This window comes from Pseudomonas sp. SWI36, assembly GCF_002948105.1.
In the GTDB taxonomy this organism is placed as follows: domain Bacteria; phylum Pseudomonadota; class Gammaproteobacteria; order Pseudomonadales; family Pseudomonadaceae; genus Aquipseudomonas; species Aquipseudomonas alloputida.
Genome location: NZ_CP026675.1, coordinates 5,078,135 through 5,095,034 on the forward strand (window position 1 = coordinate 5,078,135; position 16,900 = coordinate 5,095,034).

The following is a 16,900-nucleotide window of genomic DNA, read 5'->3' on the forward strand; positions in this document are numbered from 1 at the left end:
GATTTACTTGAAGCGCTTTTGTTCTTGCGCCACCCCCTCAGGTTCATGAGGCACAACACAAGCTGCAGCACAATCAAAGCCCAGGCCTGGGTATGCCACCCCCAGACTGACCACAGTATGTTGCTGGCGATGAAACAGCAGAAGCCGACCATGCGCCGTCCTGGGCGGTGCGACCCGATGCACCAGGCTGCCACCACTGTGACCACCATGGCCGGCCACTCCAGCAATTCGATCCAGCTCTCCATCGAAGCGAGTCCCAAACATTAATCCCTGGCGTCAGGCCGGGCCGGTCGTGCCCGACCCGGCCTGGCGCCTTTGATTCAAGCGGCCCGTTGCTCACCCTTGAGCAGTTTTTTCTGGGCTTGCATGGCGAGCCCCAGCTCGTCCAGTTGGTCTTTGCCGAGGAGCTTTTTCGCGGTGGGGAAGAGTTCTTCCTCCTCTTCCTCGATGTGATGCTCAAGCAGCTCCTTCATCACCTTGACCCGACCGGCGAACTCAAGCGTGCCTGGCTGCGTATGAAGCAGATCAGGCAGCACCAGGGCGTCGACAGTCCGGTGTTCTTCCTTGGCTTCGTAATACATCTTGGCTTCCTCTTTACCACCGGCTTGCTTGATCGCCGGGTAGAGAATGTCCTCCTCCAGAGCGGTGTGGATTTGCAGTTCCTGCTCAATGCGTTGCAGCAGTTCGGCGCGTTTCTTCACGGCACGCTCTGTGGTCGCACAGAGCTCTTCCAGCAGCTTCTTGACTAATTTATGGTCTTGAACCAGCAGGTCGATAGCATTCATGGTGTCACCTCGTCGCGGGCGAATGAAAAATGGCTTGCATGAGGTTGAGTAGCAGTGGGCGGCAGGGTTCAACGCTGATGACGTCTGGTAGGGCACGCGTCAAGCTCAGGCTCGATACCGCTCTGCCAGAGGCGCCGAGGCCCGCGTCAGCAGGCGCCGGCAGCACGATCACAGAATAGGTTTGCCCCCCGTCACGGCGTAACGCGAACCCGAGATGTAGCTGGCTTCATCGGACCCCAGCAAGACATAGATTGGCGCCACCTCCACAGGTTGACCCGGCCGTCCCATCGGGTAACCGGAACCGAAGTTTCTCACCGCCTCATCAGGCATGGTGGCCGGGATCAGCGGGGTCCAGATCGGGCCGGGTGCGACGCTGTTGACGCGAATGCCCTGCTTGCCAAGCAGTTGCGCAAGGCCTGCGGTGAAATTGGCAATGGCCCCTTTGGTCGCGGCATAGGCCAACAGGCTGGGTGACGGGTCGTCAGAGTTGACCGAGCTGGTGTTGATGATCGAACCGCCCTTTGGCATCGAGGGCAAGGCGCGCTGGCAAATGCGGAAAATGGCGGTGATGTTGGTATCGAAGGTCTTCACCCATTCATCGTCGTCAATGTCGTCCAGGCTTTCATGGGCCATCTGGAACGCGGCGTTGTTGACCAGGATATCGATGCGACCAAACTGCGCCACTGTCTTGTCGACGATGTCGTGGCAGTGCTGTTTCTGTGCCAGGTCGCCGGGCAGCAGCAGGCACTGGCGGCCAGCCGCTTTGACCCAGCGCGCGGTTTCCTGCGCATCGTCGTGTTCATTCAGATAGGCAATGGCAACGTCAGCGCCTTCTCGGGCATAGGCAATCGCCACCGCACGCCCGATGCCACTGTCAGCACCGGTTATCAAGGCGATCTTGCCTGCGAGGCGATTGTTGCCGGTGTAGCTCTGCTCACCGCAGTCCGGATACGGATCCATCTTGCGCTGGGAACCGGGAACGCTTTGCGGTTGGGATGGGAATGGAGGGGTAGGGTAGTCGCTCATGCTGGAAGCTCCTGCAGGGTTGGAACGCTCATTCCCGTTCGAAAGGCGCGCCAGGCCAGTGTTGAAGTGGATCTTCGTGCTGAGCGACGAGCGGTTGATGCACCCATTCCCAGTGAATTTTTACCCTCCGCCTAGCTCTACCGCTGACGGGGCCTGCTGGCATGGGTGAGGCCCACGTTATCAAGGAGTCTGCAGTGCCTCGAATCATCACGCCTTCCACGCCGGAACATGAGATCGATCAGACGAACGAGAGGATGTTCGGTACGCCCAAGGAGCGGCTGGATTTCTATCGACGCGAAATTCAGTATGAGACCACCATCCTGGCCAACCGTACCGACGCTTATCTTGCGGCCCAGTCGTTCCTGGTGATCGCCTACGTGTCATCGATGGGTAACCTGAACCAAAGCTGGGGCGAAATGTTCACCCTGATGGTCCCGGCTTTTCTCGCACTGCTCGGCGTGCTCAGTACACTGAATGCCTGGCCTGGCATCCGCGCGGCCTTCCGGATTATCGAGCACTGGCAGATGAAGCAGAGCCACTTGCTGCGCAGCGAGCCGCTGATGGGGCTGGCCTATGACGAGTCGCCGCTGTTCTGCGAGGCCGAAACCTCTCAGGCGGGGCACCGCAAATCGCTGCTGTTTTCCTTGCGCACGCCCTGGATTTTCCTGTGCTTCTGGGTGTTGCTGGGCAGCTATTCGGTTTTCATCCAGCTGGCGTGATCAGCGCGCGCTGGTCGCCACCATGGGCAACCAGCACGCACTGAACAGAACCAGGGTCAGTCTGCCAGTGCCTTGATCAACTGCTCATTGAAGGCGGGGATGTCGTCCGGCTGGCGGCTGGTGATGAGGTTGCCATCGACCACCACTTGTTCATCCACCCACGTACCGCCCGCATTGCGAATGTCATCTTGCAAGGTCTTGTAGCTGGTCATTCGTTTGCCTTTGGCCAACCCGCTCGATATCAGCAGCCACGCGCCGTGGCAGATAACCGCCACCGGCCTGCCGGCCGCATCATGGCTTTTTAGCAGTTTCTGCGCGCCGGGGATCAAGCGAATGGTGTCGGAGTTCTGCACACCGCCAGGCAGCACCAAAGCGTCGTAGAGGTCAAGCTGCGCACTGTCGAAAGTCGCATCCACGCTGAACGCGTCGGCGGGTTCGTCATGGTTCCAGCCACGTACCGTGCCTTCTTTCTCGCTCAGGATATCGACCACCGCGCCGCTGTTTTCCAAGGCTTCACGCGGGCCGGTCAGTTCCACCTGTTCAAAGCCATCGGTGACCAGAAAGGCCACGCGCTTACCGTTCAATTGGGCACTCATCATTTTCTCCTCATGCTGATAGGCCTTTCATAAGGGCCTGCAAACAGCAAGCAAAGTTCCTGCTCGATGCCTGGCGATATGGGGAGAACCTGCTAACGGTTGCGCACGGTATCCAATGCAGGCGACCAGACCGTATGACCGCAACGTGAACACGCCAGGGTGTCATGAGGCTCATGGTAGGCCGGGAAACCACAGCTCACGCAGCAATGCAACCCGGCGCCGGGCGGCGATGTGTACTCCGGGCGATGCTCGACCGGCAGCACTGACAGGCCTGGGCGTGTGTCTTGCTGATCGTAGAAGTACAAACTGAGATCGCCATCGGTTTCCAGAAGGCCCAGTCGAACCTGACCCAGGTGCTCGACACCTTGCTGGCGTAGCTCCATGAACAGCTCATTCGGTGAAATGTTCATGTGCCGCAGCGAATGGATTTCGTACATGCCATCTTTCACTACCGTGACCGGCAGCCCGTCGATCCAGGCCTCGCAGGTTCTGTTTCGCCTCATGAGGTAGACCGTTCCTCGGTAAAGCATGAACAGCGTGAGGAAAACCAAGGCCACCGGAAGCAGCGGTACGTCCTCGTAAAAGGTCACATCGCCGGCAGCTGAGCCCAGGGTGAGAATGACCACGAGTTCGAACCGGGACAGCTGTCTGATCCCGCGCCGGCCACTGAATTTCAGAAAGAAGAACACGGCCAGGAAGGCCGCTGAAACACGCACAGCAACTTCCAGCAGAAAGGTAAAAGGGAAGTCGCCTATCAGCATCCGTTGCAGATCAAACGAAACCATTCGTTCCACCCTTCCTTCTGCCGTTGTCAGATAAAGGGTTGACCGTTCTCGCTCAGGGCTGGTTCATCGACTTGGCCTGCAACTCTCCGCGCGCGTCACCAGGGAATCGGCGTGCCATCCCACGCCCAGAACGTTCCGCTCTGCGCCGGGCCGTGACGGCTCACAAGTGCCAGGATGCAGGTGGCGGCAAACGCGGGCGAGAACAGTTTGCCCGGCGGCACATTGCCCTGAAAGGGTCGGGAAAGCTGGGTGTCGGTGGTGCCGGGATGCAATGCAAGTACCGTTGACGCGGGGTTCAGTCGCTTCAGCTCGATGCTTGCAGTGCGCAGAAGCTGGTTGAGCGCGGCTTTGCTGGCACGGTAGCTGTACCAGCCCCCCAGGTGATTGTCGCCGATCGACCCGACCCGCGCCGACAAGGCGACGAAGGCCATTGGGTGCCGACGCAGCAGCGGCAGCAAATGCTTGAGCAGCAGGACAGGGGCGAAACAGTTGGTTGTGAAACTGCTCAGCAACCCCGCCATATCAAGCTGGTTGAGCGCTTTTTCAGCCCGTGCCGGGCCTTCTTGCAGCACGCCAAGCGTGCTGAAGACCAGGTTCAGCTGGTCGCAGCAGGCGCCCACCTGTGCTGCCAGAGTGTGCAGTGCCTGCTCGGACCGGGCGTCGCAGTCGAGGCGAACCAACCGTCGCCCGTGCTCTGTGAACAAGGTATCCAGCGCAGGGCTGGTGGTGGCTCGTCGCGAAACGGCGAACACCAGCCCGATGTCATCGCGCGCCAGCAACTGCGTGCACAATGCCAGGCCAATCCCTTGGCTGGCCCCGCAGACCAGCACGTTGGCGGGTGTCTGAAGGTCGTTGATCAGGCTCATCGGAGTGTCCTCTTGGCTGGGCGCTGGCGCCTCGTCCTGTGATGCCTGCCAACGTTCTTGCACCTGGCAGGGGTGAGCTCACAGCAGGATATAGTCGCTGTACTGCCGTAAGCCGTCATGTGGCCCTTCGATCAAGTGCACGTAACGGTCGTTCACCCAGTCGATCGGCAGGCAATCGTCGACGTCCAGTACCGCGTCGGTATGCGGCTTGAGCCAGTCTGCCTGCAGGCGCTGTTTGCCCAGTTGCCTGGCCTCGGCCTTGTCCTTCGCCACCACCAGCAGGTAGCGGTGTGCCTCGCCAAACACTCCGGGCTCGTAACCGCCAAGGTTGATGAAGAACAACCTGGGTTCGTGTGGGCCAGGCGCTACCTGACTGAACGCGACGCGGTAGCGGCCAATACCGTCGACTTCCATCCATGAGTCGATGTGCAGGCCCGTTCGGCTCCCGAACCAGGCTTGGCGCAGATGGGGGTAGGCCTGTTCAAGTGAGTCCGCCTGCGCGAACAACACGTCGTGGACCTCGATATTGGTCCGTGGGTGGCGTCCACCGAGCATGACGACGTACAGCATGAGCAATTCCTTCTATCTCGACTTTCATGGGTGTTCGATAACGGGGGCGCGAGGCTTGCAGAAATGTGCATGCTTGGCATTGAAATCTGTACATGCTCCAGCGAATATGTGTACAAGAGTCTACTATTGTATAATATTTCCCAAAGTGCTCGAGGTCAGAATGGCGCACCCTGCACGTTGGACCTGTCTGTGCCTGCTGCTAGCCGCCATGTCGTCGGCGGCAGACTGGCGAGCGGAGCTGCCTGCGGCGCAACGGCTGGGCGCCGGTGATTTCACCTGGTTTGGCCTGCGGCTGTATACCGCCCGGTTATGGGCAGTTGGCCCGGTTCAGGACTGGAACCAGCCGTTCGCCCTTGAGCTGCTGTATCACCGTTCATTGTCCCGGGACACGCTGGTCAAGGCCAGCCTCGAGGAAATGCAACGCCTGGGTGGCGGCAGCATGACGGCACAGCAACGCGCGGCATGGACCAGGGCGATTGAGCAGGCATTCGTGGACGTGAGCCCTGGCATGCGCATCACGGGCTTGTACCTGCCGGGGCAGGGTTGCCGCTTTTACGTCGACGGCAAATTGAGCCACGCGATCGACGATCCGGTGTTCGCCCGGGCCTTCTTCGCCATCTGGCTTGACCCGCGGGCCAGAGACCCCCAATTGCGTCAGCGGCTGCTTGGGCTGGCTGGCGATGACCGAGGAGCCTGAACATGTACAAAGCGCTGTTTCTGGCTGCCTGCCTGCTTCTGGGCAGTTGTGGCAATGTCGGTATCGAGCACTATGCCCAGGAGCAGCCGAAGCTGGACCTGGCGGCGTTCTTCTCGCGCCCGGTTCAGGCGTGGGGGATGTTCCAGAAGCGTTCCGGGGAGGTGGTCAAGCGCTTCCATGTGCGCATCGACAGCCGCCGCGAAGGTGAACGGCTGATCCTCGACGAGCATTTTCTCTATAGCGATGGCACACGCCAGCAGCGTACCTGGACGCTGGTGCCGGACGGCCCCGGGCGCTGGCGGGGAACAGCGGGGGACGTGATCGGCGAGGCGCGTGGCGAAGTGGCGGGCAACGCGCTGCGATGGCGTTACCAACTGGATCTGCCGGTCGACGGGCGGCACTGGCAGGTAGACCTGGACGACTGGATGTACCTCATGGATGACGACACCCTGATCAACCGCTCGAGCATGAGCAAGCTGGGCGTGGAGATTGGCCAGATCACCTTGTTCTTCCGCCGCCTGCCAGAGGGCACACCATGAACCTGATCGCGCTGACCCAGCTGGTTTCGACCGGCGAAGCCAAGGAACTTGAACTGCTGTCGCTGGAGGGTGGCTTCTACCTCCTGCGCGCCCTGACCGACGCCGGCCCTGTGACATTGAGCGATGCCCAGGGGCAGCCCGTGCGCGTGCGCTCCACGACCGAACTGCGGCAGTTGCTGGCCGACCTGCCGCCGGTGCCGTGCATGCTGGTGCAGCAGGTGGTGCATGATGAGATGTGCGGGCAACGTGACGGCCCCATCGCGCCGCTGCGTGTACCGGTAACGCTCACCAGCCAGTGGTAGCCCGGACGATGCGCCTGGGCCTGGTGCTGGGTGACCAACTGTCGTTCGACCTGGCAAGTCTGACGTCCCTTGACCCTGCTCGCGATGCGGTCCTGATGGCGGAAGTGGAGGGGGAGGCCCGATACGTACCTCATCATCCGCTGAAGATCGTTCTCATCTTCAGCGCCATGCGGCATTTTGCCCAGGCCCTGCGTGAACGGGGTTGGCAGGTGCACTATGTCGAGCTGGACGCCGAGGGTAACAGCGGCAGCATCGTGGGTGAGTTGCGTCGATGGCAACAAGCCTTGGGCGCCACCCACATTCACTTGACCGAGTGCGGTGAGTGGCGCCTGGAGCAGGCCTTGCGTGATGCCGCACTGCCGCTTGTGTGGTTTCGCGACACGCGTTTTCTGTGCTCCCGTGAAGCCTTCGGGCGCTGGGCCACAGAACGTCGCCAGCTGCGTATGGAGCACTTCTACCGTGGCATGCGCAAGCGAACCGGCCTGCTCATGGAGCCTGACGGCAGCCCGGCAGGGGGAGCCTGGAATTTCGATGGCGACAATCGCAAGCCATTGCCACGGCAGCTGCGTGGCCCATTCGCTGCGCATTTTGCGCAAGACGACATCACGGCAGCGGTGGTGGCCTTGGTGCGTCAGCGCTTCAGCGACCACTACGGGGGCGTCGACGGTTTCGATTACCCCGTGACCCATGCCGAGGCACAACAGCTGTGGCAGCATTTTCTGGATTTCGGCCTGGCGGCTTTCGGTGACTACCAGGATGCGATGGCCGAAGGCGAGCCGTACCTGTTTCATGCGCGCATCAGTGCGGCGCTCAACATCGGCCTTCTGGATGTACGTCGTCTGTGCGACGACGTCGACAAAGCCTGGCGTGAGGGGCGGGTGCCGCTCAATGCAGCCGAAGGCTTCATTCGCCAGCTGATCGGCTGGCGTGAGTATGTGCGTGGCATCTATTGGCAGCGCATGCCGGCGTATGCCGGGCTCAATCACCTGAACAACCACCGGGCGCTGCCAGAATTCTACTGGACCGGGCGCACCCGCATGCGCTGCATGGCGCAGGCCATCGGGCAGACCCTGCGGTTGGGCTACGCTCACCATATTCAGCGGTTGATGGTTACCGGCAACTTCGCCTTGCTGGCCGGTATCGTGCCAACCGAGATTTGTGAGTGGTACCTGGCGGTCTACATGGATGCCTTCGAGTGGGTCGAACTGCCCAACACGCTTGGCATGGTGATGCACGCCGACGGCGGCTACCTGGGGTCCAAGCCGTACTGCGCCAGTGGTCGTTATATCCAGCGCATGTCCGACCATTGCAAGGCTTGCAGTTACAGGGTCGACCAGGTGACCGAAGACGATGCCTGCCCGTTCAATGCCTTGTATTGGCATTTTCTTATTCGCCATCGCCCCCAGCTCTCGGCTAACCCGCGCCTGGCCCTGGTCTATCGCAGCCTTGATGGCATGCCCGCTGGCCGTCGCGATGCGGTGTGGCAACGTGGCCAGTCATTGCTGGCGCGGCTCGATGCGGGGCAGGCGTTGTGAAAAAGAGCCTTCTGCCCAGCAAGGTTTGCGTGGTGTGTGGCCGGCCGTTCACCTGGCGCAAGCGCTGGGCACGCTGTTGGGAGCAGGTGCGCTACTGTTCCGAGCGATGTCGGCGGTCAGCGCCGCGCCGCGATGCGCGCCAGCAGGGGCAGGGCCAAAGCCCATATCGGCATCAGTAGCAGGCCGGTTTCCAGCGCGCCCAATGGCAAGGCGACACCTGCCAGCCTGGCGCCGCCTACGTAGGCCAGAGGGCCGCCAATCGCCCCCAGCAGTGCGCCGATTCGCCAGTGCCTGCCGGCCCATGCCAGGCTGTGACGCATCCCGCTGGCCAGCACCAACCACAGCAGCGCTAGCCACAGCGGCAGGGGCCCGGCGTCGAAACCGAACACCCCCAGTGCTCCCAGCACGCTGTCGAGCACGCAGCCGACAAAGGTGACACGCAACAGCGCCTTGAGCTCGGCATTGATGTCCGGGCACAGGCGCAGGTGCACTGCCACGCCCGGAATCACCAGCAGCAACAGCAAAGGCCGCTCGGCGCCCAGCACGCAGACCCACCAGCCGGCTTGCAGCCAGAGGGCATTGCCGATCAGCCAGCGGCTGTGCATCAGGCACCGCCAGGCAAGGGCGCGCGGCGTGCCTGGGGTGCTGCCCAGAGCAGGTGCGCAACACCGATCGCGCGTTCCTCGAAACCGCCCTGGCAATAGCAGAGGTAAAACTCCCACAGGCGCTGGAACATGTCGTCGTAGCCAAGGTCCGTCAGCGCAGTGCGTGCCTGACGCAGGTTTTCGCGCCAGTGTCGCAGGGTGTGGGCGTAGTCCAGGCCAAAATCTTCCATGTGCACAAGGTTCAGGCCAGTGTGCCGGCTGGCGGTGTCGAGCAACACGCTCAGCGAAGGCAGGGCGCCACCGGGGAAGATGTAGCGCTGGATAAAGTCGACCGAGCGCTGCGCCTGGGCATAGCGCTGGTCGCGGATGGTGATCGCCTGCAATAGCATCAGGCCTTCAGGCTTGAGCAGCGAAGCACATTGGCGGAAATACACCGGCAGGTAGCGATGGCCGACCGCTTCGATCATCTCGATCGAAACCAGTTTATCGAACGTGCCTTGAAGGTCGCGGTAGTCTTCGCGGAGCACTTGCACGCGCTGCCCCAGCCCCAAGGCCTTGACGCGCTGCAGGGTATGGCTGTACTGGGCCTCGGAGAGCGTTGTGGTGGTGACCCTGCAGCCATAGCGGGTGGCTGCGTGGATAGCGAGGCTGCCCCAGCCGCTGCCAATTTCCAGCAGGTGATCGTCAGGGCTCAGCTCGAGCTTCTGGCAGATGCGCTCCAGCTTGTGCAGCTGGGCCTGCTCCAATGTTTGCCCAGGGTATTCGAATTGCGCAGCCGAATACATCATGGTGGGGTCCAGCAGCCGCTCGAACAGGGCATTGCCCAGGTCGTAGTGGGCCAGAATGTTGCGCCGGGCACCGCGCTTGTCGTTGCGGTTGAGCCGGTGCAGCAGGCGCAGGGCAGGGCGGCCCAAGCGGGCCAGGCCACCCTCGAGCGCGTCGAGCACTTCAAGGTTGGCGACGAACAGGCGGGTCACCAGCGCCAGGTCGGGGCTGCGCCAATAGCCGTGAATGTAGGCTTCGCCAGCACCGATCGAGCCATTGCCGGCGATCAGGCTCCAGGTGGCGTCATCGAGGATCTCCACCTCGGCCTGCAACGGGCTGTCGGCATCACCGAAACTCCACTGCTGCCCGTGGCTGAGCAGGCGCAGGTGGCCGTGACGCAGCTTGCCCAACTGGGCGAGCACGGTGCTTCGTGCCAGCCCGCCGAGCAGGGGCGCAAGGCCTGCGAACTTGCTAACGCTCAGGGTGGGATTTGACATCATCAAGGTCCTCGCAAGGTTGGCCGAGTGCCAGGTCACCCTGGCAGGTGGTGTGGTCATGCACGGGGGTGCGTTTGAGTAACAGGCGCAGCGCTTGCCAGTAGATGGCCGAGACAGTGCGCAGGCTCATCCATGGGAAGTTCAGGACATACCGACGTAACGCTGCTCCATCCAGTGGCTTGCGGCGCAGGGCGAGGTCGGCCTCGAACACCTTTGTGCCGCCTTGCCAGTTCTGCATCTGAATGCGTACATGGTCCGTGTCCAGGAAAAAGCGCAGGCGATAGTCCATGTCCAACGGCATGAACGGCGACACATGGAAGGCCTTGCCGACGCTGAAGGGCCTGGCAAGGTTGCCTTGCACCGGGAGCACGTAATGAAAGCGTTCACGCCAGGGCGTGTTGCGCACTTCCATCAGGATCGCGGTCAGGCACCCGTCGCGGTCATGGCAGAAATAGAAACTCACCGGGTTGAACGACAGCCCCCAGCACCGCAGTTGCGTGAGCAGCTGTACCCGGCCTTCGGGCAGGTGCCCCGTCGCCTGCCCGACCAGCAAGCGTGCAGCCTGGGCCAGCGATTCGCCTTGGCGGGTCAGGGCGGGCAGGTAGTCGGTCTCGCGCCAGCACAACGGCGCCAGGCGCCAGCGTCCCAGCCAGCGTGACAGGCCCATCAGCCAGGATTGTTCGTCCAGGTCCAGGTAGAACATGCCGATCCGGTAGCGGAACGCGTGGACCCGCGGCGTCAGCCGACGGTGGCTGATCCAGCCCACGCAGAGGCTGCTGTTCACAGTTGCTCTCCGAAGTGCGCGGCCACCTTAAGTGCGCTGACCACCCCGTCTTCATGAAAGCCATTGCCCCAGTAGGCGCCGCAGAAGTAACTGTGCTGTTGCCCTTGCAGTTGCTCCTGGCACGCTTGCGCGGCGGACGCTGCAACGCTGTACTGGGGATGGGCGTACTGGAAGCGGGCGATCACCTGCGCCGGGTCTATCAGTGCGGTCTGGTTGAGGCTCACGCAGAAGGTTGTCGGTGCCTGGATACCTTGCAGAATGTTCATGTTGTAGGTCAGCGCGGCGGGAGCCTGCTCGGTGCCGCCCAGGCGGTAGTTCCAGCTGGCCCAGGCGCGCTGGCGGCGTGGCAGCAGACGGGTATCGGTGTGCAGCACCACGTCGTTGCTGGCGTAATCGATGGCGCCGAGTACGGCGCGCTCCTGGTTGCTGGGGCTTTCCAGCAGCGCCAGGGCCTGATCGCTGTGGCAAGCGAACACCACATTGTCGAAGCGTTCGGTGCCGGCCGCGTTCACGAGGGTCACGCCACCTTCGTCGCGGCTGACCCGGTAAACCTTGCAGTTGAGGCGGATGCGCTCAGCGAACGGTCGGCACAGCGGTGCGACATAGCTGCGCGAGCCGCCTTTGATCACCCGCCACTGTGGACGTTGGTTGACCGACAGCAAGCCGTGGTTGCGGCAGAAGCGCACAAAGAACTCAAGCGGGAAGTGGAGCATGTCTGCGCGAGACATCGACCAGATCGCCGACCCCATCGGCACGATGTAATGATCGATGAAGCGTTGCCCATAGCGGTTCGCTTGAAGGTAGTCGCCCAGCGTGGTGCTGGCATCGATACGCCGGTTGTCCAGGTCGGCCAGTGCCTGACGGTTGAAACGCAGAATGTCCCGGATCATCCCCCAGAACCCTGGGGACACCAGGTTGCTGCGTTGGGCGAACAGGGTGTTCAGGTCGTGGCCGTTATATTCCAGGCCCGTGATCGGGTCATGCACGGAAAAGCTCATCTCGGTCGGCTGTGATGGCACCTGAAGCTGGTCGAGCAAGCGGATGAAGTTCGGGTATGTCCAGTCGTTGAAGACGATGAAACCGGTATCTATTGCATGGCGCTGGCCTTTCCAGACCACATCAAGGGTGTGCGTGTGGCCCCCGACCCATTGCTCGGTCTCGAAAACCGTGACTTCGTGTTTGCGTGACAGCAAATGGGCGCAGGTCAGCCCCGCGATGCCACTGCCGATGATTGCTATACGCATGGATCATCATTCCTGTTCATGACGGGCGAGGCGTTGGCCCAGCGCCAGGCGCAGACGCGCGGGCAGCGCCCCGAGCAGGCGCAACACCAAGGTGAAAAGACCGGGGAAGTTGATTTCCAGGGGGCGGCGGGGCAGGCGCCTGGCGATATGCCGGGCGGCACGCTGCGCGGACCACAACTGTGGCATGGGGAAATCGTTGCGCCGGGTCAGTGGCGTGTCCACGAAGCCTGGGCTTACCAAGGTGACCGCGATGCCTTCGCGGGCCAGGTCGATTCGCTGTGACTCCACCAGATAGCGCACTGCGGCCTTGGACGCGCCATAGGCGCCAGCGCGGGGCAAGGCCAGCCAGGTTACCGAACTGCCCATCACCACCAGGTGGGGGCGTTTGCCTGCGCGAAGCAAGGGCAATGCTGCCGCCAGGCAGTAGCTGACGCCCAGCAGGTTGGTGCGCATGACGCGCTCGACCAACGCCGGATCGAAATGCCCAGGCTCCAGGTATTCGCAGGTGCCGGCATTGAGAATGGCCATGTCCAGGCCTCCCCAGGCCTGCTCGATTTGCGCAGCGATGCCGGCGACCTGCTCCGGGTTGTCAAGATCGCCAATGGCCAGCAATGCCTGCCCGGGAAACCGTTCGGCCAGCGGGGCAAGACGGTCGGCGTTGCGCCCGCCCAAGGCGACTTGGTGGCCTTGCTCCAGGAGGACTTGCGCGAGCGCGGCACCGATACCGCTGCTGGCGCCGGTCAGCCAACAGCGGCTCATGCCAGCCTGCCTTTGAGCCAGCGGATTGCTGTGCCCATGACGGGAAGGTGCTCATAAAGCAGGGCGCCGGCGTCGAAATAGTCCTGGTGAAAATGCACACGGTCGCGCCAATGCAGGCAGCTGCAGCCTTGCAACGTGATCGGCTGGCCGCCGGCCAGGCGCGGGTGGCAAAACTGCAGTGTCCAACGCAGGTAGCCCTGCCCGGGCTTTACCTCGTCGGCGCTGGTGAAGGCGTAGCGGATATCGGTGGCGTTGGCGTACAACTGCTCGAAGTAGGCATGCAGGGCCTGCAGCCCCTGTATCTGGTGCAGGGGATCACGGAAGGTAACATCGTCGCTGTACAGTTTATCCAGCGTGTCGAGGCTCGCCCCATCAAGGCGGGCGAAGCGCTCGGCGAACTGCTGTAGGTACGCTGACATACTGGGCTCCAGGCAATCCTGTACAACATTGAATTGTTGTACAGGTATAACTGAAGCCTAAGCTTTTATCTATACAAGTCAACGTCCTTGTATAGGTTTTTTGTCAGCGCTTGGCCTGGCCCTGCTGCCGGCGCAGTTCCGCCACTTCAGCCTCCAGCTCGCGAACCCTTTCCTCGGCGAATACTTGCGCTGTGACATCGCGCTGGATGCCGATGTAGTAGGTCAGCTGGTCCGCCTCGTTGTGCACCGGTGTGATGGACAACTCGTTCCAGAACAGGCTGCCGTCTTTGCGGTAGTTGCGCAGCACCTGGCAGCAGGGGCGGCCTTCGCGGATCGCTTCGCGGATGGTTGCGATGCCCGGCTGGTCGTGATCCTCGCCCTGAAGAAAACGGCAGTCCTGATAGAGAATATCGTCGGCGCAATAGCCGGTCAGGCGCTCGAAGGCCGGGTTGACGTAGATAAGGATGCTCTCATTGCCTTCCTGCTCGGCGACGACGATGCCATCGTTGGAATGTTCGACCATCAGTTGCAGGAGTTTTGCGTTGATCATGGGGCTCACCTACAGGCATTTCGTATGCGATGTGCGCCAAAGGCTTCCGTGCAGAAGCTTTTGGCGCCGTTTGTTGCATGATGAACCAAGGAGGCTCGCCGCAGAAGGTGCATCTGGGTTTAGAATGTATCACCCTCTGGATGACACCTCGTTATGACCGACGCCACCCCACCCGAATTGCTACCCATGCGCGATGTGGTCAGCCTGACCGGCATCAATCCGGTGACCTTGCGTGCCTGGGAGCGGCGTCATGGGTTGATTCGCCCGCAGCGCACCGAGGGCGGCCATCGCTTGTACACGGCTCAGGATGTGCAGCGAATACGCGACATCTTGCGCTGGACCGCCAACGGCCTGCCCATCAGCAAGGTGGGTGACAGGCTCGCCGGCCAGCCTGAGGCGCCTGTGCAGCAGCCCTCGGCCTTTGACGACTGGCGCGCCGCCGTTGCGCGCGCTTCCAGGGCATTCGATGCGCAGGCGCTGGAAGCGATCCATGGACAGCTGTTCACACTTTTGCCAAAGGCCACGGTGCTGCGGGACGTGCTGATGCCGGTTTGGCATGAGCTGGCTTCAGGCACTGCGCCAGGCCAGCGTAGCCAATGGCTGTTTCTCGATACGTTCTTGCGCGCCCGGCTGCTGCTGCGCCTGCAGATGAACCAGGTCGATGCGCCGCGGGTGCTGCTGGCGGGTACCGAGGGCCAAGCCGAATGCCAGGTGTTGTGCGCCGGGCTGCTGTTGAGCAGCGAGCGACAACGCATCGAAGTGCTCGGCTGCGGGCAGCCGCTGGAAGAGCTCCCGCTGCTGTGTGCAGCGGTGCAGCCTGCGGCACTGGTGATCGCGCTGCAGCCACCGGTGAGCCCTGCCTTGGCCAAGCGCCTGCGCTCGCTGCAGATGGAAATTGATTGTCCGTTGGCCTTGACGGGCGAGGGGCTGGCCGGTGTGCAAGCGGCCTTGCACGGGCTGCCGGTATGCCTGCTGGACGAGCAGGGTGCTGACGTCGCGCGTGTGCTTGATGCCTTGCTCAGGGGGGCGCTGGACGTTTGAGCTTGGTTCTGCGCCGTACTCAAAGTGGTTGGGTGCATAGCGGGTTGGGGATGGGGGCGCTGCTCGGCATGCTTTGGACCCAATCGGCCTCACCGTCTCCAATGTCCTGCTGGCGGTCTGTGGGCCGCTGATCATTGCGCTGACCGGCACGTGAGGCCTCATCGCTCACGCGGTATTTTCAGGTTTGGACGGGGCCGCGTGCCACTGCTCCTTGGGCACCCATTTGGGTTGCTCGGGGTCGCCCAGGTAGTGAGGCGACATGATTTGCACCCCATACTCGTTGAACACGTCCTGGATATTGGCGTGCAACAGGCTCAGTAGTTGCGCGCGGGGCCTGGGCTCTGACGGAATGGCCTGGGCCACTAATCGGTACTCGGGGTAGAAGTCCGACAGCGCCGTCTGGAATACCTGGGGCGTGGGCGTTTGCAGCACGCCGTCGGTGCGCCGAGCCGCTTCCAGCAACATCGCCTCGACCTGACGCCACGGGGTGTCATAGCCGATGGTCACCACGGTATCGACCACATAGCCTGGCCCTTGCACGATACGTGAGTAGTTCTTGGTCACCGAGCCGGTAATCATCGAGTTGGGGAGTGTCAGCACTTCGCCAAGCCCGGTGCGAATGGTCGTGGTGAACATGCCCACCTCGGTCACCGTGCCCTCGTAATCCCCCACACGTACAAATTCACCGGCGCGCAGCGTGCGCGTGTAGGTGAGGATCAGTCCGGCGGCGCCTTGGCCGATGACACTGGTCGCCCCCAGTGAAATCATCAGACCGAGCAACACTGACAACCCCTTGAAGGCATCGGTACCCGAGCCGGGTAGATAGGGGTAGGCCATCACCAGGGCGAAGAGCCAGATCGCCAGCGACGTCAGGCGCATGGTCGGTTGCAAGGTTTCGGCGGTCAGCCATTTCAACGTGCCTGGGCGTGCCATGCGCCTTAGCACACGCTTGGAGAAGGCGCTTATGCCACGGGCGATGAAGAAGATCGACAGTGCAACGGCCAGGCCGGGCATGGCACGCAAAATACCGCTGATCAGGTAGTTGAGCAGCTCCATCAGGTGAATATTGAGGCTTTCCCCCCAAGACCTTGTGTAGGGGAACTGAGACAGCACGAAGCCCAGCCACTGGTAGCAGAACAACAGCACGACCAACCAGTACAGCAGCCAGAGTGAGCGGTCGATCAGGTAGTACAGGTTCTGCAGGTCGAACAGTTGCGTGTGGCCGACCTTGAGGCGCTCGGAGTGTTTGCCCATCAGTTTGGGCAGCAGCCCCAGGAGCTTGCGTCGACAGTAGCCTGCGGCCTTTACCAGCATGAAAAAGACCACGGTTGCCGCAGCGCTGTAGCCTATCGCGGTGAGCAAGAACCGCAGGCTACGCGCCTGACGGGTTTCCTCGACGACAAGGCGCAGGTTCTCGGCGGCCTGCTCGGCGGCTTCGCCTGTTGTAATGTTGTCGGCCGCAGCATCCAGTGGCGTCACGATGAATGCACGGCGCCCGCCCAGCAGCACCAGGTAGCTGCGCAGGATAGGGTCGACGCGAACCTCCAGGTCGTTCGTTTCCTGGAGCGTTTCCTCGATGACCTTCTTGGCGCGCTGGGCGCGCACCTTGGGTGTTTCGCCCAGAAGCGTCGCACGAAAGACCAGCACCGTGCGGTTGATGACGGTCAGCGGGGCGGGTTCGGCAATCACACCCTCTATCTCTGGCCCGACCTGAGGGGTGTCTGCGTGGAGCAGGGGCGAGAACAGCACGTGGATCAGTAGCATCAGCCAAGCAGCCCGTCCCAACCTGCGCTTCATGCCCATTTAACAGCCCCTG

The 16,900-nt window shown here is 62.1% G+C and carries 21 protein-coding genes and 1 pseudogene; 7 read left to right on the top strand and 15 right to left on the bottom strand.

Annotation, left to right across the window (positions count from 1 at the left end; genetic code table 11):
• Nucleotides 1-5: 5 nt before the first annotated feature.
• The 3 genes and pseudogenes from C4Q27_RS30100 to C4Q27_RS24195 form a co-directional block, all read right to left on the bottom strand.
• A pseudogene (locus tag C4Q27_RS30100) lies at nt 6-245 on the bottom strand (hypothetical protein); the annotation flags it as partial.
• A 75-nt stretch (nt 246-320) separates the two neighbouring features.
• Entirely contained in the window at nt 321-785 is a 465-nt protein-coding gene (locus C4Q27_RS24190) for a hemerythrin domain-containing protein (RefSeq protein WP_010953638.1), read from the bottom strand.
• A gap of 168 nt (nt 786-953) precedes the next feature.
• Nucleotides 954-1,811, bottom strand: a complete 858-nt coding sequence (locus C4Q27_RS24195) for a glucose 1-dehydrogenase (RefSeq protein WP_010953639.1) — start codon at nt 1,809-1,811, stop codon at nt 954-956.
• Between the two features lie 194 nt (nt 1,812-2,005).
• On the opposite strand from C4Q27_RS24195, the gene C4Q27_RS24200 reads away from it, so the two are divergent.
• Nucleotides 2,006-2,530: a hypothetical protein gene (locus C4Q27_RS24200; RefSeq protein ID WP_010953640.1), complete on the top strand. Its 525-nt coding sequence runs from the start codon at nt 2,006-2,008 to the stop codon at nt 2,528-2,530.
• A gap of 56 nt (nt 2,531-2,586) precedes the next feature.
• Here the strand turns inward: C4Q27_RS24200 and C4Q27_RS24205 are convergent, their stop codons facing one another.
• The 4 genes from C4Q27_RS24205 to C4Q27_RS24220 form a co-directional block, all read right to left on the bottom strand.
• Nucleotides 2,587-3,126 carry a type 1 glutamine amidotransferase domain-containing protein gene (locus C4Q27_RS24205; protein WP_104887464.1) on the bottom strand — a complete coding sequence of 180 codons (540 nt, stop codon included), beginning with the start codon at nt 3,124-3,126 and terminating at the stop codon, nt 2,587-2,589.
• A gap of 92 nt (nt 3,127-3,218) precedes the next feature.
• A complete protein-coding gene (locus C4Q27_RS24210; RefSeq protein ID WP_003254014.1) occupies nt 3,219-3,911 on the bottom strand; it encodes a DUF421 domain-containing protein in 693 nt (230 codons plus the stop codon).
• Nucleotides 3,912-4,006: 95 nt separating this feature from the next.
• Nucleotides 4,007-4,777 carry an SDR family NAD(P)-dependent oxidoreductase gene (locus tag C4Q27_RS24215; RefSeq protein WP_064493327.1) on the bottom strand — a complete coding sequence of 257 codons (771 nt, stop codon included), beginning with the start codon at nt 4,775-4,777 and terminating at the stop codon, nt 4,007-4,009.
• 78 nt (nt 4,778-4,855) lie between these two features.
• Nucleotides 4,856-5,347: a DUF1543 domain-containing protein gene (locus C4Q27_RS24220; protein ID WP_104887465.1), complete on the bottom strand. Its 492-nt coding sequence runs from the start codon at nt 5,345-5,347 to the stop codon at nt 4,856-4,858.
• Nucleotides 5,348-5,507: 160 nt separating this feature from the next.
• On the opposite strand from C4Q27_RS24220, the gene C4Q27_RS24225 reads away from it, so the two are divergent.
• The 5 genes from C4Q27_RS24225 to C4Q27_RS24245 are packed head-to-tail and all read left to right on the top strand — an operon-like array spanning nt 5,508 to nt 8,599.
• Nucleotides 5,508-6,044: a chalcone isomerase family protein gene (locus tag C4Q27_RS24225; RefSeq protein ID WP_003254011.1), complete on the top strand. Its 537-nt coding sequence runs from the start codon at nt 5,508-5,510 to the stop codon at nt 6,042-6,044.
• Nucleotides 6,045-6,046: 2 nt separating this feature from the next.
• Nucleotides 6,047-6,583 carry a DUF3833 domain-containing protein gene (locus tag C4Q27_RS24230; protein WP_104887466.1) on the top strand — a complete coding sequence of 179 codons (537 nt, stop codon included), beginning with the start codon at nt 6,047-6,049 and terminating at the stop codon, nt 6,581-6,583.
• Nucleotides 6,580-6,885, top strand: coding sequence for a DUF6482 family protein (locus C4Q27_RS24235; RefSeq protein WP_003254009.1), 306 nt, complete (start codon nt 6,580-6,582; stop codon nt 6,883-6,885). Before C4Q27_RS24230 ends, C4Q27_RS24235 begins: the two co-directional genes overlap by 4 nt.
• Nucleotides 6,886-6,893: 8 nt before the next feature.
• On the top strand, nt 6,894-8,420 hold the full coding sequence (locus C4Q27_RS24240) for a cryptochrome/photolyase family protein (protein ID WP_104887467.1): 1,527 nt from the start codon (nt 6,894-6,896) through the stop codon (nt 8,418-8,420).
• Nucleotides 8,417-8,599: a DUF2256 domain-containing protein gene (locus tag C4Q27_RS24245; protein WP_080574912.1), complete on the top strand. Its 183-nt coding sequence runs from the start codon at nt 8,417-8,419 to the stop codon at nt 8,597-8,599. Before C4Q27_RS24240 ends, C4Q27_RS24245 begins: the two co-directional genes overlap by 4 nt.
• Here C4Q27_RS24245 and C4Q27_RS24250 read toward each other — a convergent pair.
• The 7 genes from C4Q27_RS24250 to C4Q27_RS24280 form a co-directional block, all read right to left on the bottom strand.
• Nucleotides 8,537-9,025, bottom strand: a complete 489-nt coding sequence (locus tag C4Q27_RS24250; protein WP_104887468.1) for a DUF2878 domain-containing protein — start codon at nt 9,023-9,025, stop codon at nt 8,537-8,539. The genes C4Q27_RS24245 and C4Q27_RS24250 overlap by 63 nt on opposite strands.
• A complete protein-coding gene (locus C4Q27_RS24255) occupies nt 9,025-10,287 on the bottom strand; it encodes a cyclopropane-fatty-acyl-phospholipid synthase family protein (protein WP_104887469.1) in 1,263 nt (420 codons plus the stop codon). The genes C4Q27_RS24250 and C4Q27_RS24255 overlap by 1 nt, the downstream gene beginning before the upstream one ends.
• Nucleotides 10,262-11,071, bottom strand: a complete 810-nt coding sequence (locus C4Q27_RS24260; RefSeq protein ID WP_010953649.1) for a DUF1365 domain-containing protein — start codon at nt 11,069-11,071, stop codon at nt 10,262-10,264. Before C4Q27_RS24260 ends, C4Q27_RS24255 begins: the two co-directional genes overlap by 26 nt.
• On the bottom strand, nt 11,068-12,315 hold the full coding sequence (locus tag C4Q27_RS24265) for an NAD(P)/FAD-dependent oxidoreductase (RefSeq protein ID WP_104887470.1): 1,248 nt from the start codon (nt 12,313-12,315) through the stop codon (nt 11,068-11,070). Before C4Q27_RS24265 ends, C4Q27_RS24260 begins: the two co-directional genes overlap by 4 nt.
• Before the next feature lie 6 nt (nt 12,316-12,321).
• Entirely contained in the window at nt 12,322-13,074 is a 753-nt protein-coding gene (locus tag C4Q27_RS24270) for an SDR family oxidoreductase (RefSeq protein ID WP_104887471.1), read from the bottom strand.
• On the bottom strand, nt 13,071-13,493 hold the full coding sequence (locus C4Q27_RS24275) for a nuclear transport factor 2 family protein (protein ID WP_064493319.1): 423 nt from the start codon (nt 13,491-13,493) through the stop codon (nt 13,071-13,073). The genes C4Q27_RS24270 and C4Q27_RS24275 overlap by 4 nt, the downstream gene beginning before the upstream one ends.
• Before the next feature lie 103 nt (nt 13,494-13,596).
• Entirely contained in the window at nt 13,597-14,043 is a 447-nt protein-coding gene (locus tag C4Q27_RS24280; protein WP_064493318.1) for a PAS domain-containing protein, read from the bottom strand.
• Between the two features lie 153 nt (nt 14,044-14,196).
• Between C4Q27_RS24280 and C4Q27_RS24285 the strand changes: the two genes are divergently transcribed.
• Nucleotides 14,197-15,084, top strand: coding sequence for a MerR family transcriptional regulator (locus tag C4Q27_RS24285; RefSeq protein WP_104887472.1), 888 nt, complete (start codon nt 14,197-14,199; stop codon nt 15,082-15,084).
• A gap of 165 nt (nt 15,085-15,249) precedes the next feature.
• On the opposite strand, the gene C4Q27_RS24290 is transcribed toward C4Q27_RS24285, so the two are convergent.
• Complete coding sequence (locus tag C4Q27_RS24290; protein ID WP_104887473.1) at nt 15,250-16,887, bottom strand: mechanosensitive ion channel family protein; 1,638 nt, start codon at nt 16,885-16,887, stop codon at nt 15,250-15,252.
• Nucleotides 16,888-16,900: the final 13 nt, after the last annotated feature.

Bases quoted from the DNA above. Each gene is read 5' to 3' on its own strand.
- C4Q27_RS24190 (WP_010953638.1), bottom strand. From the start codon at position 785: ATGAATGCTATCGACCTGCTGGTTCAAGACCATAAATTAGTCAAGAAG.
- C4Q27_RS24195 (WP_010953639.1), bottom strand. From the start codon at position 1,811: ATGAGCGACTACCCTACCCCTCCATTCCCATCCCAACCGCAAAGCGTT.
- C4Q27_RS24205 (WP_104887464.1), bottom strand. From the start codon at position 3,126: ATGAGTGCCCAATTGAACGGTAAGCGCGTGGCCTTTCTGGTCACCGAT.
- C4Q27_RS24210 (WP_003254014.1), bottom strand. From the start codon at position 3,911: ATGGTTTCGTTTGATCTGCAACGGATGCTGATAGGCGACTTCCCTTTT.
- C4Q27_RS24215 (WP_064493327.1), bottom strand. From the start codon at position 4,777: ATGAGCCTGATCAACGACCTTCAGACACCCGCCAACGTGCTGGTCTGC.
- C4Q27_RS24220 (WP_104887465.1), bottom strand. From the start codon at position 5,347: ATGCTGTACGTCGTCATGCTCGGTGGACGCCACCCACGGACCAATATC.
- C4Q27_RS24225 (WP_003254011.1), top strand. From the start codon at position 5,508: ATGGCGCACCCTGCACGTTGGACCTGTCTGTGCCTGCTGCTAGCCGCC.
- C4Q27_RS24230 (WP_104887466.1), top strand. From the start codon at position 6,047: ATGTACAAAGCGCTGTTTCTGGCTGCCTGCCTGCTTCTGGGCAGTTGT.
- C4Q27_RS24235 (WP_003254009.1), top strand. From the start codon at position 6,580: ATGAACCTGATCGCGCTGACCCAGCTGGTTTCGACCGGCGAAGCCAAG.
- C4Q27_RS24240 (WP_104887467.1), top strand. From the start codon at position 6,894: ATGCGCCTGGGCCTGGTGCTGGGTGACCAACTGTCGTTCGACCTGGCA.
- C4Q27_RS24250 (WP_104887468.1), bottom strand. From the start codon at position 9,025: ATGCACAGCCGCTGGCTGATCGGCAATGCCCTCTGGCTGCAAGCCGGC.
- C4Q27_RS24255 (WP_104887469.1), bottom strand. From the start codon at position 10,287: ATGTCAAATCCCACCCTGAGCGTTAGCAAGTTCGCAGGCCTTGCGCCC.
- C4Q27_RS24265 (WP_104887470.1), bottom strand. From the start codon at position 12,315: ATGCGTATAGCAATCATCGGCAGTGGCATCGCGGGGCTGACCTGCGCC.
- C4Q27_RS24270 (WP_104887471.1), bottom strand. From the start codon at position 13,074: ATGAGCCGCTGTTGGCTGACCGGCGCCAGCAGCGGTATCGGTGCCGCG.
- C4Q27_RS24275 (WP_064493319.1), bottom strand. From the start codon at position 13,493: ATGTCAGCGTACCTACAGCAGTTCGCCGAGCGCTTCGCCCGCCTTGAT.
- C4Q27_RS24280 (WP_064493318.1), bottom strand. From the start codon at position 14,043: ATGATCAACGCAAAACTCCTGCAACTGATGGTCGAACATTCCAACGAT.
- C4Q27_RS24285 (WP_104887472.1), top strand. From the start codon at position 14,197: ATGACCGACGCCACCCCACCCGAATTGCTACCCATGCGCGATGTGGTC.
- C4Q27_RS24290 (WP_104887473.1), bottom strand. From the start codon at position 16,887: ATGGGCATGAAGCGCAGGTTGGGACGGGCTGCTTGGCTGATGCTACTG.